This is a genomic window from Pseudomonas sp. FG13, from assembly GCF_057809755.1.
The window spans coordinates 244,395-257,702 of record NZ_JBMDKO010000004.1; the positions used below are offsets into that span (position 1 = coordinate 244,395).

At 59.6% G+C, this 13,308-nt stretch carries 16 protein-coding genes; 8 read left to right on the forward strand and 8 right to left on the reverse strand.

The features are described 5' to 3' along the window. Positions 1–58 precede the first annotated feature (58 nt). Both ACODTO_RS06345 and mobA read right to left on the reverse strand, forming a co-directional pair. Positions 59–280, reverse strand: coding sequence for a YgdI/YgdR family lipoprotein (locus ACODTO_RS06345; RefSeq protein WP_041020703.1), 222 nt, complete (start codon positions 278–280; stop codon positions 59–61). 231 nt (positions 281–511) lie between these two features. Continuing rightward, the gene (gene mobA / locus ACODTO_RS06350) at positions 512–1,108 is read right to left on the reverse strand and encodes a molybdenum cofactor guanylyltransferase MobA (protein WP_175362948.1); all 597 of its coding nucleotides are present in this window, start codon (positions 1,106–1,108) and stop codon (positions 512–514) included. 78 nt (positions 1,109–1,186) lie between these two features. Between mobA and moaB the strand changes: the two genes are divergently transcribed. Beyond that, a complete protein-coding gene (moaB, locus tag ACODTO_RS06355; protein ID WP_047701515.1) occupies positions 1,187–1,726 on the forward strand; it encodes a molybdenum cofactor biosynthesis protein B in 540 nt (179 codons plus the stop codon). A 22-nt stretch (positions 1,727–1,748) separates the two neighbouring features. Further along, the gene (locus tag ACODTO_RS06360; protein WP_489106109.1) at positions 1,749–2,936 is read left to right on the forward strand and encodes a molybdopterin molybdotransferase MoeA; all 1,188 of its coding nucleotides are present in this window, start codon (positions 1,749–1,751) and stop codon (positions 2,934–2,936) included. Positions 2,937–3,087: 151 nt separating this feature from the next. On the opposite strand, the gene ACODTO_RS06365 is transcribed toward ACODTO_RS06360, so the two are convergent. After that, on the reverse strand, positions 3,088–3,396 hold the full coding sequence (locus tag ACODTO_RS06365; protein ID WP_231983244.1) for a hypothetical protein: 309 nt from the start codon (positions 3,394–3,396) through the stop codon (positions 3,088–3,090). A 348-nt stretch (positions 3,397–3,744) separates the two neighbouring features. Between ACODTO_RS06365 and yegS the strand changes: the two genes are divergently transcribed. Continuing rightward, positions 3,745–4,662: a lipid kinase YegS gene (yegS, locus tag ACODTO_RS06370; protein WP_489106099.1), complete on the forward strand. Its 918-nt coding sequence runs from the start codon at positions 3,745–3,747 to the stop codon at positions 4,660–4,662. Here yegS and ACODTO_RS06375 read toward each other — a convergent pair. The 3 genes from ACODTO_RS06375 to ACODTO_RS06385 all read right to left on the reverse strand — a co-directional run bounded on the left by ACODTO_RS06375 (position 4,646) and on the right by ACODTO_RS06385 (position 6,904). Then, entirely contained in the window at positions 4,646–5,308 is a 663-nt protein-coding gene (locus tag ACODTO_RS06375; RefSeq protein ID WP_139646968.1) for a response regulator transcription factor, read from the reverse strand. The two genes, yegS and ACODTO_RS06375, sit on opposite strands and share 17 nt — an antisense overlap. Further along, positions 5,305–6,198: a sensor histidine kinase gene (locus ACODTO_RS06380; protein ID WP_489106110.1), complete on the reverse strand. Its 894-nt coding sequence runs from the start codon at positions 6,196–6,198 to the stop codon at positions 5,305–5,307. The genes ACODTO_RS06375 and ACODTO_RS06380 overlap by 4 nt, the downstream gene beginning before the upstream one ends. Before the next feature lie 235 nt (positions 6,199–6,433). Further along, positions 6,434–6,904 (reverse strand): hypothetical protein, encoded by a 471-nt coding sequence (locus ACODTO_RS06385; RefSeq protein ID WP_139646966.1) that lies wholly within the window; start codon positions 6,902–6,904, stop codon positions 6,434–6,436. A 482-nt stretch (positions 6,905–7,386) separates the two neighbouring features. Here ACODTO_RS06385 and ACODTO_RS06390 point away from each other — a divergent pair, with 482 nt between their 5' ends. Then, positions 7,387–8,310 (forward strand): chemotaxis protein CheV, encoded by a 924-nt coding sequence (locus ACODTO_RS06390; RefSeq protein WP_139646964.1) that lies wholly within the window; start codon positions 7,387–7,389, stop codon positions 8,308–8,310. 70 nt (positions 8,311–8,380) lie between these two features. Further along, positions 8,381–9,190 carry an MOSC domain-containing protein gene (locus ACODTO_RS06395; protein ID WP_139646962.1) on the forward strand — a complete coding sequence of 270 codons (810 nt, stop codon included), beginning with the start codon at positions 8,381–8,383 and terminating at the stop codon, positions 9,188–9,190. A gap of 116 nt (positions 9,191–9,306) precedes the next feature. Here ACODTO_RS06395 and ppnP read toward each other — a convergent pair whose 3' ends face one another. Then, positions 9,307–9,591 (reverse strand): pyrimidine/purine nucleoside phosphorylase, encoded by a 285-nt coding sequence (ppnP, locus tag ACODTO_RS06400; RefSeq protein ID WP_489106100.1) that lies wholly within the window; start codon positions 9,589–9,591, stop codon positions 9,307–9,309. An 82-nt stretch (positions 9,592–9,673) separates the two neighbouring features. Next, complete coding sequence (locus tag ACODTO_RS06405) at positions 9,674–10,216, reverse strand: 3'-5' exonuclease (protein WP_139646957.1); 543 nt, start codon at positions 10,214–10,216, stop codon at positions 9,674–9,676. A 169-nt stretch (positions 10,217–10,385) separates the two neighbouring features. Here ACODTO_RS06405 and ACODTO_RS06410 point away from each other — a divergent pair, with 169 nt between their 5' ends. From ACODTO_RS06410 to ACODTO_RS06420, 3 genes are all read left to right on the forward strand, one after another. After that, complete coding sequence (locus tag ACODTO_RS06410; protein WP_241801777.1) at positions 10,386–11,012, forward strand: TetR/AcrR family transcriptional regulator; 627 nt, start codon at positions 10,386–10,388, stop codon at positions 11,010–11,012. 96 nt (positions 11,013–11,108) lie between these two features. Further along, positions 11,109–11,903 (forward strand): substrate-binding periplasmic protein, encoded by a 795-nt coding sequence (locus tag ACODTO_RS06415; protein WP_489106101.1) that lies wholly within the window; start codon positions 11,109–11,111, stop codon positions 11,901–11,903. A gap of 501 nt (positions 11,904–12,404) precedes the next feature. Beyond that, positions 12,405–13,211 (forward strand): alpha/beta fold hydrolase, encoded by an 807-nt coding sequence (locus ACODTO_RS06420; protein ID WP_139646949.1) that lies wholly within the window; start codon positions 12,405–12,407, stop codon positions 13,209–13,211. Positions 13,212–13,308 lie beyond the last annotated feature (97 nt).

Consider the following 13,308-nt stretch of genomic DNA (forward strand, 5'->3'; position numbering starts at 1 on the left):
CAAAAAGCCCGCAATGTTGCATTGCGGGCTTTTCTGTATCGGGTTGCGGCGTCAGAGCTTACAGATCTTTAACGGTGCGAACCTGATCCTTGTTCACGCGGGTATGTTTGCCGTCCAGTTGTTCGAACTCGTAGAAGCCAGTGTCTTCATCGTACTTTGGGGTGTCGACGGCCTGGATTTCGCGACCGTCATTCAAGGTAATCACTGTAGGCGATGCGCACCCGGCAAGAGTGGCGAGGCCCAGTGCGAGCATGAAAGTGGCGAGGGTCCGTTGTGTCATGGTGTTTCTCCGAAAATGAATTCTTCAGGTTACTGACCTTCAGACGTATACATTGCACGCAAGTTCCTGGCTAGTGGCCTGTACGGTTAATTCGAGTACTCAAATTCGAGTGCCAGGGCTTGCCGGGCAAGGCGCTATGACGAGTCGTAGCCCCGCTACGGCGAGGAATGGCAACGCAGGCTGGCAAGTCCTGGCGCCGAAGTTGAGTAAACGAATTAGCCACACAGGCCACTAGTGGCCTTTATGTCGCGTCAGCAGTTCCGGCGTGTTCAGATTCGCCAACCGGGGATCGTCGGCCGGGCATTGCAGTGCGACGGCGTGCAGTGTGCGCATGATGCGGCCGGGGCTGCGTTCGCCTTCACTCCAGGCCTTTTCGAAAGCCGATGCCAATGCCAGTGGAATGATGCACAGCAGCGGTTCCCAATGTTCGCCGTGGCGCACCATCAGCGGTACATGGGGATGCTGGCTGGCCATCGTGCGCATGCTGTCGAGCAGGCTGGCATCGATCTGCGGTACATCGCATGGCAGCACCAGCAAATACGGATGCCTTGCCGCCTTGAGGCCGGCCCGGATGCCTGCCAGGGGGCCGGGATAATCACCTTCATCGTCATGCACCAAACGATCGGCATACCGTGCGTAACGTTCAGGGTTGCGGTTGCAGGAGATGATCAGGTCATCGCTCAATGCGCGGGTCTTGCGATGAAGATGGGCGATCAGCGGCTCGCCCTGCCATTCCACCAAACCCTTGTCCTGCCCACCCATGCGTTGTCCACGGCCACCGGCCAGCAGCAGGATGGAGCAAGATGGCAGGGCAGTATTCGAGGTCATGGTGTGTCTCCGCACAGGCGAAAAAATGAAGCGCTGTGATATAACACCGGGCTGTTTCCCCTACAACTGGACGAGCCTATGAAAGCCAAGGCTGATGTACCTTTCGTGCCGCTCAATATCGCGGTGCTGACTGTCAGTGATACCCGTACCCTGGAAACCGACACATCCGGACAGGTCTTCGTCGATCGACTCGGCGCGGCCGGGCATAACCTGGCGGCGCGGGTCCTGCTCAAAGATGATCTGTACAAGATTCGGGCACAAGTGGCGACCTGGATTGCCGATGAGGTGGTGCAGGTGGTGCTGATCACCGGTGGCACCGGCTTTACCGGGCGTGACAGCACCCCGGAAGCGGTCGCGTGCCTGCTGGACAAGCAGGTCGACGGTTTCGGTGAGTTGTTCCGGCAGATTTCCGTGGCGGACATCGGCACCTCCACTGTTCAGTCTCGAGCACTGGCGGGCCTGGCCAACGGCACGCTGGTGTGCTGTTTGCCGGGGTCTACCAACGCAGTGCGCACCGGCTGGGACGGGATTCTCGCTGAGCAGCTGGATGCGCGGCACCGCCCCTGTAACTTCGTGGCCCATTTGAAACAGGCGGCTCCTTGTGAATCCCGTGGGTAAACCTGGCAAGACCGGCGCCCTGATGGCTGTGGAAGTTGCATTGGAGCAACTGCTCGCCATGGCGGCAGCCACGCCGGTGACCCAGCGTGAGCGCCTGCCGCTGGCTGAGGCACAGGGGCGGGTGCTGGCGCAGGATCTGGTGTCGACCCTGGATCTGCCACCGTGGCCCAACAGCGCCATGGACGGTTATGCGTTGCGGCTGGCTGACTGGAAGGGTGAACCGCTGGTGGTCAGCCAGCGGATCTTTGCCGGACAGGCTCCGCAACCGCTGGCTGCTGGGACCTGCGCGCGGATTTTCACGGGAGCACCCGTTCCCGCTGGGGCCGACTGCGTGGAAATGCAGGAAAACGTCCTGGTTGAAAGCGACCAGCGAGTGCGGTTTACCGAGCCCTTGGCCAGTGGACAGAACATCCGTCCTCAAGGGCAGGAAACCACCGTTGGCGAACAGGTGCTGGCTGCCGGCACTCGCTTGGGACCGATCGAACTGGGCCTGGCCGCATCCCTGGGTTGTGCATCCCTCGACGTGATTCGCAAGGTCCGGGTTGCGGTCCTGTCCACGGGGGATGAGCTGGTGGAGCCTGGCCAGCCGCTGGGCCCCGGCCAGATCTATAACAGCAACCGTGTGCTGCTCTGCGGTTGGCTGCAGCGCCTGGGTTGTGAAGTGCTCGACGCAGGTATCCTGCCGGACGACTTGCCGACTACCCGGGCCCGCTTGGCCCAGCTGTCGGATGTTGATCTGATCCTGTCCACCGGTGGTGTATCGGTCGGGGAAGCCGACTTCCTGGGCGTCGTGCTGCGCGAGGAGGGTGAGCTGACACTCTGGAAGCTCGCCATCAAACCCGGGAAGCCGCTAACGGTTGGGCACTTCCGCGGCGTGCCGGTCATAGGCTTGCCTGGTAATCCTGCCTCGACACTGGTGACTTTTGCGTTGCTGGCCAGGCCCTACCTGTTGCGACGCCAAGGCGTTCAATCGGTGGCGCCGCTCAGGTTCAAGGTGCCGGCGGGGTTTGTCTGGGCCAAGCCTGGCAGTCGGCGAGAATACCTGCGAGGTCGCATGGAAAACGGCCGGGCAATCATCTACCGGAATCAGAGCTCCGGTGTGCTGCGCAGTGCGGCGTGGGCCGAAGGGCTGGTCGAAGTGCTCGAAGGGCAGACGCTGGTCGAGGGCGACGAAGTCAGCTTTATCCCCTTGAGCGAGCTCCTGGATTAGTGGTCTGTCTCGCAGATACAGGTTTTTCTGACGGCCGCTTTCACGGCAACGAACGTCATCAGAAATAAACAGTATTTGTGAGACGGAACACCACCTCTGCAGGCGCTGTACTCCAACCCAAGTCGATGTTCGAGTGTGGTGTCCATCGCCTTTATCGCGACAGCAGCATCACCAGTTGATCGAAACGGCTGTTCGCGATCCAGCCCAGGAGGCCGACGATCACCGCCGCCGCACCGGCCGAATAGGCCAGTCTGTGTCGGATCACCTTCACATCGGTGCGGATTTCATCCATGTCTCGACGGATGTACTTAAGGTGGGTTTCCAGTTCAACGACGCGCGGTTCCAAATCAATTCCTCCAACGGGATTACTGCAACTTTTGCATTCGTTCTGAGCATCGGTCCGCTCGCCTCCGATAGGTGCGAATTGACGAGGTGACAGCTTGTATTCATGGCTATGCATGGGACGCTTCATCCCTTTGGCCATAACTGTTCGAACCACTGATCCGTCCCTTGCGGGCCGTGACGTATCCATCCATGGGTTAGCACTTCCTTGTGTAATAAGTGTTTTTATCGGTCCAGCACAACAGAATGCCAAGGTGTCTCAATACTGCTGGAGGGTCAATTGAGCTGATTCGCCAAGTCTTGTAAGAAAACTCTTTGAGTGCAGCGGCATCGCTCCGATGGGGCGCTGGCCGTTTATCCGTGGACCGGGTAGCGGCTTTTCTTGTGAAAAAATTGACGCGGCAAGGGCTTTTTCAGCCGAATGCGCGGTCCCAATCCCTGGAACCTTCCAATGACGGAGATCGGGATGAGCAAAGGCAAGGCGCTATTGATTCTGCATGGCAAGCAAGCGCTCAACGAAGAGGTTCGCGCCGCAGTGATGCTCAGGCGCAAGCAGGGTTGGGACCTGGCGGTACGACTGACCTGGGAGGCGGGCGATGCCCGACGGTGTGTCGAAGAGGCGCTGGAAGCCGGTTATACGCGACTGATCGCCGGTGGCGGTGACGGAACCTTGCGTGATATCGCCGAAGCGATGGCCCTACACTCCAGCGATGCCAGTCTGGTGTTGCTGCCCCTGGGAACTGCCAATGATTTTGCCCGGGCGGTCGGGGTCCCGCTGGAACCGGATCGAGCGCTGGATCTGCTGGACGTTGAGCCGCACCCCATCGATCTGGGAGAGGTCGGCGGACGGATCTTCCTCAACATGGCCACGGGCGGCTTCGGCAGCCAGGTCACTGCGAATACCTCTGAAGAGCTTAAAAAGGTGTTGGGGGGAGCCGCTTACCTGTTCACCGGACTCACGCGCTTCAGTGAGCTGAGTGCGGCCTATGGCGAGTTGCAGGGGCCGGGGTTCAATTGGCGGGGCGATCTCCTGGCGTTGGGCATTGGTAATGGCCGGCAGGCCGGAGGAGGCCATGAGTTGTGTCCCCAGGCATTGGTCGATGACGGATTGCTGGACATCAGTATCCTGCCCGCCCCTCAGGAGGTGGTCAGTACGCTAAAGGACTTGCTGGCTGGTGGCCTGGGCATCGACAACATGTTCGTGCGGGCACGCTTGCCATGGGTGGAAATCAAGGTCGCCCAGGGCCTGGACATAAATCTGGATGGCGAACCCTTGCAGGTCGACAGCCTGCGGTTTACGGTGCGTCCGAAGGCGCTGCGTGTCCATTTGCCGCCCGATTCGCCTTTGCTGGCGGCCTCGGCGGCGCTCAATCGTCCAGGCTGATGATCTGCTCTCGCACCGCGAAAAGCACCAGTCCGGCCACGTCATGGATCTGCAGGCGCTTCATGATCTGGGCCCGGTGGGTTTCCACGGTCTTGATGCTCAGGCTCAGGCCGTTGGCAATTTCGCGGGTGGATTTGCCACGCACGATCAGCCGCAGGATTTCCAGCTGGCGTGCCGTCAGATTGTGGGTCTGGGCCGGAGAAGGTTGGTGCTTCTGCTGGGTACGGGTCAGGGCCTGGTTGATCACCGTATGGGCGATGGCGGGGCTCAAGTAATGCTCGTCGTTGCGTAATGCGTTCAGGGCGTGTTCCAGCTCGGTGGCTGTCGTGTCCTTGAGCAGATACCCATGGGCACCGGATTCCAGCGCCTGCATGATCAGCGCCGGATCGGTGTGCATCGACAGGATCAGCACCTTGCTGCGTGGCCGTACCTGCTTGAGCTCGCGCAGGGCATCCAGGCCGCTGGTGTTCTTCATGGAAATATCCAGCAGCACGATATCGGGATCCAGCCGTTCGACCAGCGCCGGCAGCTGTGCGCCGTCGCTGGCTTCACCGATGACGGCATAGCCGGGTAGGTCCATGATCAGTGCGCGCACACCAGCGCGGATCAGTGAGTGGTCGTCTACCAGAAGCAAATTACAAGTCAATGGAGAACCTTATTTTTACCGGCCCGTGCCAGGGCGCGAGGTGCCCAGGGGAAACGGGCTTCGATGTGCGTGCCTTTGCCGGCTTCACTGATGACTTTCAGCGTGCCGCCCAACTGCTCGACTCGCTCCGACATGCCGGCCATGCCGCGTTGTCCTTCGCGGGCGGGGTGGGGCGCGGGGACAAATCCATGACCGTCATCGTGGATCAGCAAGAGCAAGCCCTCGGGCAGGCGTTGCAGGCGCACCAGCAGATTATTCGCTTGGGCATGGCGCAAGACGTTGGTGACCGCTTCCTGGGTGATTCGAAAGGCGGCGACTGACATTTCCTCCGGGATGCCCGTCATGCGCTGCTGGCAGTCGAGGCTCCATTTTATCGGGGTATTGGCCAATGTCTTGAGCAGGTGCGCACGCAGACTGGCTTCAAGCCCGAGGCTGGTCAACTGCCTCGGGTTGAGAATGGCCGAAACGTCGCGGACTTTATCGAGGGTTTCGTCCAGGGTTTCGCAGAGGATCGAGCACTGCGCTTGCAATTCGTCCGGCACCCGGCGCTTGAGCCATTCGCTCTGCAGTTTCGCCGCCGTCAGAAGCTGGCCAATGTCGTCATGCAATTCGCGACTGAGTCGATGGCGTTCGTTTTCCTGGACTTCGAGCAACCGGTCGGCCAACTCCTCGGGTTGGAACTTGATGGACTTTCGCGACAGCTGGTACCGGACCCAGACACAGGCCAGGGCCGCGATGTTCAACATCAGCAAGCTCAATGGCAACGCACGGGCAGACAGATAGGTCAGCAGGCAGCCGAGGGTCGAGCAGGTGCACAGAAACAGTGTGAACCGGCGGGCGTTTTCTCGGGAAGGTGGCCAGGTGATGAATGACTTGAGGCTGGCGTACATGACGGATGGAGCCAATGAATGTTCGCTGCGGGCGAGCCGGTCAGCACATGGGACGGCCCGGGTCGGTAAATGGTTCAGGTCGAGGTTGGCTTCAGATCGACGGCATTTCTTGCCGCTGTTTTGAAGCGTCTGACGCGAGACATAGTACCACTTCATCCATGGTTGGTCGCGCTCGGCATGGCGTATTGAAAGCGCCGTGGAGCAGGCGCGTCGAGCTGGGCCGGCATCGTCGGTATCACGCTTGTTTCTGTGAATAGGTAAGCAGGCTCAGCGGAGGTGCTGCGGTCAATATCTCGCAGGGATTCTGGCCCACCTGGAGTGCAAATGCTTCGATCAACGAGGTCTGCTCGCTGTTGTCCAGGCCGAGCTGGCCGGTGGTAGGGTCGACCAGTTCAAGTTGCCATGCCATCAGCGTGAAGCAATCCTTCAACGCCTCCAGGGCTTGATCATGCAATTCCATGTGGTGTTGTGCATGGCTGAGCAGGCCATGGATATGCAGCGAAAACTCCGAAACGGTTTCCAGCGCCAAGGCATTGGCCTTGTTTGCCAACTTCAGCAGGGTGCTGAGCATGCAATCGATCGCGTCCTTGTCGTTGTTGATCAACTGCAGGTGGCTCAGGCATTCCTCCGACTTGGCCAACAGTGTCTCGGCTTCGGTCAGGAACTCGGGAAAGCGCTGGAGCCAATTCTTACGATCGTTTGGCATGCTTATCTCCACAACATCATGTCAGGCGAAAGGAGACCGCTTGAGGCGAACGACGGAACCGAGCGGTCGGCAACGAACGAACCTGCGTCGTTGCGCCTTTGCCTTGGGTAAGGACGAGCCTGCAAGCAATTGCACTGGCGGGATCGGCCGAAAGGCTGGAAGTCCGATGTCCTGCGGTCGCGCACAAAGGCCTGACTCCGTTCAGCAATGAGAATGGCGTCACATTAATGGCTATTGGATAGCGGGAATATCAGGTTGGACCTGATTGTGCCTAGGGGAATCCCTTAGGCAGGGGAACTTTGTGCGCAAAACGAGGTCGCGCAGCGGAGAAAACCGGTGGAATGAGAAGGTGAACGCAGTAAAGCATGATGTTAAGGTGATATCAATCCTTCGCGCAGGTATTTCTGGCAGGGGTCAAGATCCGGTCTGGGCGGCCGATAGCTGTTCTATTGGATTCATCCGAACAATCCCAGGAGTCATCGATGGCCAGCATTCTCGACACAGTAGATCAACGAACCCAGCTAGTGGGTGAGAATCGCCTGGAAATTCTCATGTTTCGCCTGGCGGGCCGGCAATTGTTCGCCATTAACGTGTTTAAGGTCCAGGAGGTGTTGCAACTGCCCAAGTTGACCCTGATGCCGCAGCGTCATCCATTTGTCTGTGGCGTGGTCAACCTGCGGGGCCAGACGTTGCCGGTGATCGATCTGTCCCAGGCTATCGGCATGCGTCCATTGGTGCCGGGGGCCAATAGCACCATTATCGTGACTGAATACAATCGCTCGGTTCAGGCGTTCTTGGTGGGTGGTGTGGACCGCATCGTCAACATGAACTGGGAAGCGATCATGCCACCCCCGGGCAGTGCTGGCCGTGAACACTACCTGACCGCCATCAGCAAGGTGGACGATCAGTTGGTTGAAATCATCGACGTGGAAAAAGTCCTTGCCGAAATCGTGCCTTACAACGCCAAGGTTTCCCGGGACAAACTCGAGGATCCGGTGCTGGAACGTGCCCGTGGGCGCGAAGTGCTGCTGGTGGACGACTCTAAAGTCGCGCTCTCGCAACTGCGCGACACCCTCGGGCAGTTGGGCATAAAGATGCACGTTGCCGGTGACGGCTTGAAGGCCCTGAACATGCTCAAGGCCTGGGCCGACAGTGGTGAGGTGATGACCGACAAATTGCTGATGATCTTCACCGACGCGGAAATGCCGGAAATGGACGGTTACCGCCTGACCACCGAAATCCGCAACGACCCGCGTTTGCGTGGGCTCTACGTGGTATTGCACACCTCGCTGTCCGGCAGCTTCAACGACTCGATGGTCAAGAAGGTCGGTTGTGACAACTTCCTCTCCAAATTCCAGCCGGACAAACTGGTCGATGTGGTGCGCCAGCGACTGATGCTCGACTGAAACTGATCGTGGTTTGCTTCGATGGCTGGCTCGTATATGGTGGCGTTTTTCCATCGTCCGAGAGCTGACCATGTTGCGTCTGAGCGCGCTGTACCGTTATCCGTTGAAGTCCGGCAAGGGCCAGTCTTTGCAGGAGATTGGCCTGGACAAGCTCGGCTTGGACGGTGACCGGCGCTGGATGCTGGTGGATGAAGCCAGTGGGCGATTCCTGACCCAGCGGGCCGTGGCGAAGATGAGCCAGCTCTCGGCACTGTGGAACGAGGCGGGTGGCCTGACCCTCAGCGCGCCGGGTTACGGCAGCATCGATGTGCCGCTGCCATCTGCCCAAGAAGAGCAACGCCGTGGGGTGATCATCTGGCGCGATACCCTGCGTGTGCCGGATGCCGGTGACGAGGCGGGGGCCTGGGTCAGCGAATTCATCGGCAATGCCACCCGCCTGGTACATGTGCCGGTGGAGCTGGCGCGCACCACGGCAGCCGGTTATGGCAAGGACGACGACAAGGTTGCTTTCGCCGACGGATTCCCGTTGCTACTGATTGGCCAGGCCTCGTTGCAGGATCTGTCGAGTCGGGTCGGTCGTCCGATGGAGATGTTGCGCTTTCGTCCCAACCTGGTGGTCGAAGGCAGCCAGGCGTTTGCCGAGGATGGGTGGAAGCGCATCCGTATCGGCGATGTGGAGTTCCGGGTGGTCAAACCCTGCTCGCGTTGCATCATGACCACGGTGGACCCGCAGACTGGCGAGCGCGATCCGAGCCGCGAGCCTTTCGCCACTTTGCAGCAGTATCGTTCGACACCGGACGGTCCGATGTTCGGTCAGAACCTGGTCAATGACAGCAATGGCCAGCTTGAAGTCGGCATGCCGGTTGAAGTGCTCGAGTAAATCCTGCGCAGCCCTCTGTAGGAGCTGCCGAAGGCTGCGATCTTTTGATTATCGGTCTTTCGCTAAAGACTCAACTGCCAGGGACAGGATCGCAGCCTCGTTGCACTAGACAGCTCCTACGCGCGGTATTCACACAGGTAGGCCGTGTCCACCGCCACCTTGAGCTGGAACTTGCTGTCGGCCGGTATATTGAACCGGCTGCCGGCCGCGAAGGTTTCCCATTCGGTGCTGCCGGGCAGTTTCACGGTCAGGGCGCCGGACACAACGTGCATGATTTCCCGCTGGGCCGTGCCGAATTCGTATTCGCCCGGCGCCATGACGCCGATGGTCGCAGGGCCTTCAGCCGTGCCGAAAGCGATCGACTTGACGGTGCCGTCGAAGTACTCGTTGACTTTGAACATGGGCGATTCCTCGAAAAAAGGGCTGAAAAAGGCCGGCCAGTATGCACAAGGCTTCAACACTCGTCATCTGTGGCGGGACAGATCAGTCCGCCAGCACCAGGGGCAATAACCTTGCCGTGTTGCGCGCATCTTCCAGGGCGCGGTGTTGTTGACCGGAAAACTGCAGGCCGGCCAGTTGCAGCGCCCCGTTAAGCCCCAGCGGCCGTTCGAGTCGACGGGCCTTGGCAAAGCGTTGCTTGAGGTTCATGTGGGGCACGCGGGCGAGAACACTGTGCAACTGTTGCTGCTGCCATTCCTGGAGCAGCTGCTTGCGGTCGTAGTCACCCCAACTGACCCAGCCACCCAGGTTCGCGTGGTAGGGCGCCAGCCAGTGTTCGAATGCAGGCCAGACCTCCGAGATGGGCGCTGCGCTGTCGATATTGGCTTGGGTAATGTGCGTCAGCTCGCGGCAAAAGGGCGTGAGCAGCGGGCGTCTCAGGGGGCGTACGAAACGCTGGAAGTGATCCAGCTCGCGCCCGTCACGGTTCACCAGCGTGGCACCGATCTCGATAATTTCCATTTCGGCTACCGGCCAGCCACCTTCATCGGTGGTGGCCTCCAGATCAATTACCAGCCATTGAGGCATCGCGGGCTTCCCGGTATCGGCGTGCAGATGGCTTTGAGCGTAGTCAAACGCGTTACGTTCGCCTAGGGGGGTTGGACTGATTCGTGCACGTAACTTCTGCCCGAGCGCTTGCTTGGGTGGCCGGCTCAGCTTAAATTGCCGGCGCCACGACGATTGCGGGAGAGAATGGGTGGACGAGCGAAAAGCCCTGACGGTGATGCATGAGCTGGTTGGTCTCGGACAATTGACCGACCCGGACAGTGCTCGCGGCAAACTGCTCCAGACCGCCGCCCACCTGTTCCGCAACAAAGGCTTCGAACGCACCACGGTGCGCGACTTGGCAAGCGCCGTGGGTATTCAATCCGGCAGCATTTTCCACCACTTCAAAAGCAAGGACGAGATCCTGCGGGCGGTGATGGAAGAAACCATCCGCTACAACACCGCCTTGATGCGCGCGGCGCTGGCCGAGGCGGGCGACGTGCGTGAACGGGTGCTCGCGCTGATCCGCTGCGAATTGCAGTCGATCATGGGGGGCACCGGCGAGGCGATGGCGGTATTGGTCTACGAGTGGCGCTCGCTGTCCCAGGAGGGACAACGGCAAGTATTGGCCTTGCGGGATATTTACGAAGACTTGTGGCTCGAGGTATTGGGCCAGGCCAAGGATGCCGGGTATATTCGCGGGGACGTGTTCATTACCCGGCGTTTTCTCACTGGCGCGTTGTCCTGGACCACCACCTGGTTTCGCGCCGAGGGCAGCCTGAGCCTCGACCAGTTGGCCGAGCAAGCGCTGATCCTGGTGCTGGAAGAAAAACAATAATCGTACGGCTTCTTTAAGTGGTCGTGGAGCTGGCTAAGTGGCTGAAACCGCCTAGCTTGAATGTATGGATGGACTTTTGGGGGAGTGGTGGCCTTGATGTTTTCGCCGAAGGGTAAGAGCTTGCGTGTTTTGCTCGCTACACTGGCTGTCTTTCTGATGATGCCGGTCTCGGCGGCGCAACTGGTCAGGATCGGAGCCGCGCATTTCCCGCCTTATACCGTGCGCCCCGAGAACGGCGCCGACACCGGCCTGCTGCCGCAGTTGGTCGAAGCCCTGAATCACTCCCAGACCGATTATCAGTTCGAACTGGTACCCACGTCGATTCCACGCCGTTTCAATGATTTCAAACAAGGCCGGGTCGATATGGCGATCTTCGAGAACCCCGACTGGGGCTGGAAGGATGTACCTCATACCGCAGTGGACATGGGGCTTGAGGATGCGGAAGTCTTCGTCACCCAGCGCCAGCCGGATCGCCAGCAGAGCTATTTCGCCGACCTCAGGGGCAAGCGCCTGGCCCTGTTCAGCGGCTACCACTACGCCTTTGCCGAGTTCAACGCCGACCCCAAGTTCCTGGTTGGGCAGTACAACGCCACGCTGACGTACTCCCACGACAGCAACCTGTTGATGGTATTGCGGGGGCGTGCGGACATCGCCCTGGTGACCCGTTCGTACCTGAACGATTACATATTGCGCAATCCTGAGGTCGGCCCCCAGCTGTTGGTGTCCGAGCGTATCGATCAGGTTTACCACCACTATGCCCTGATTCGGCCGCAGGCGCCGATCACCAGTGAAGTGTTTGGACAGTTGCTGCAGAAGCTTCGGGATAACGGTCAACTGCTGGCGATTTTCAAGCCTTACCAGATCGCGCTGGTGCCATCACACGTTCATTGACCGCAGTCTCAGGGGCTCCTTGCTCACGCCTGGCGATGGCTTCAGGCCGGCGAATCGGCGCGATAAAGCGAGCAGCATTTTTCAGGCTGATTGAAAAAGACATCACCGGGTGCAAACGCGCCGATTTTCTGGAAGGTGTCATTGACCGCATCCATCAAGCCGAACTGTTCCTGTGTCTGCGTGTGGCTACACGCAGCCAGTAGCGCTTAAAAAAAGAGCAGCTTTGCTTTGGCTCTTTGTCCGGACGCCCGGTCTGTGTTGACAGCTTTCGGTCTCAGGAGGTCGATCTGCTCCTGAGCGAAAGCTTCGAGCTCGACTTTTGTCATGGTTGGGTCTCCACCGATTGTTGTGAAACCTCACGCTATCGCCGGCAACCGAGTCGGTCTACTGTCAGACCTTACAGGTGCCTGTCGCAAATCCGATGGCCTCGGCGATTGACGGCTTGGCTTACAGCACGTCAGTCTGGCCAGGTTTTTTCACGTGCAAACAAGGAGGTCATCGATGCCCTTTGCAACTCTTGACGGACAACCTCTTCATTATCTGGACCAGGGCCACGGCCCGGTGGTGATACTGGGCAGCAGCTATTTGTGGGACCACGGCATGTGGGCGCCGCAGATCGAGGCATTGTCGCGGCATTACCGGGTGATCGCCCCGGACCTGTGGGGCCATGGTCAATCCGGACGTTTGCCCGAGGGCATGAGTTCCTTGGACGACCTGGCTCGCCAGGTCCTGGGGTTGATGGATCATCTGGACATCGATCGCTTCAGTCTGGTGGGGCTTTCGGTGGGCGGGATGTGGGGCGCGCGGCTGGCGTTGACGGCGCCGAAACGGCTCCAGGCGCTGGTGTTGATGGACACTTATGTGGGCGTCGAACCGGAGCCAACGCGGCTGTATTACTTCTCGTTGTTCGACAAGATCGAAGCCAGCGGCAGCATTCCCGAACCGTTGCTGGATATTGTCGTGCCGATCTTCTTCCGGCCTGGCATCGATCCGCAGTCGCCGCTGTACCGGCAATTTCGCGCGACACTGGCCGCGCTGCCGGCCGATCGTCTGCGCGACAGCATCGTGCCGTTGGGACGGATCATTTTTGGCCGGGACGATATCCTGCCGCGCCTGGGTGAGCTGGATGCCAGCAGCACCTGGGTGATGTGCGGTGACCAGGACAAGCCGCGGCCACCCTCCGAGTCTCTGGAAATGGCCGAGTTGATCGGTTGTCCCCATGTGCTGATTCCGGAGGCGGGGCACATTTCCAATCTGGAGAATCCGGGGTTCGTTACCGAGGCATTGCTTGAGTTTTTGCGTAGCTGACCCTGCGCAATCGCGAGCAGGCTCGCTCCCACAGAGGTCCGGTTTCAGCAGGCCAATGTGGGAGCGAGCCTGCTCGTGAAAGGGGCGGCTCGATCCA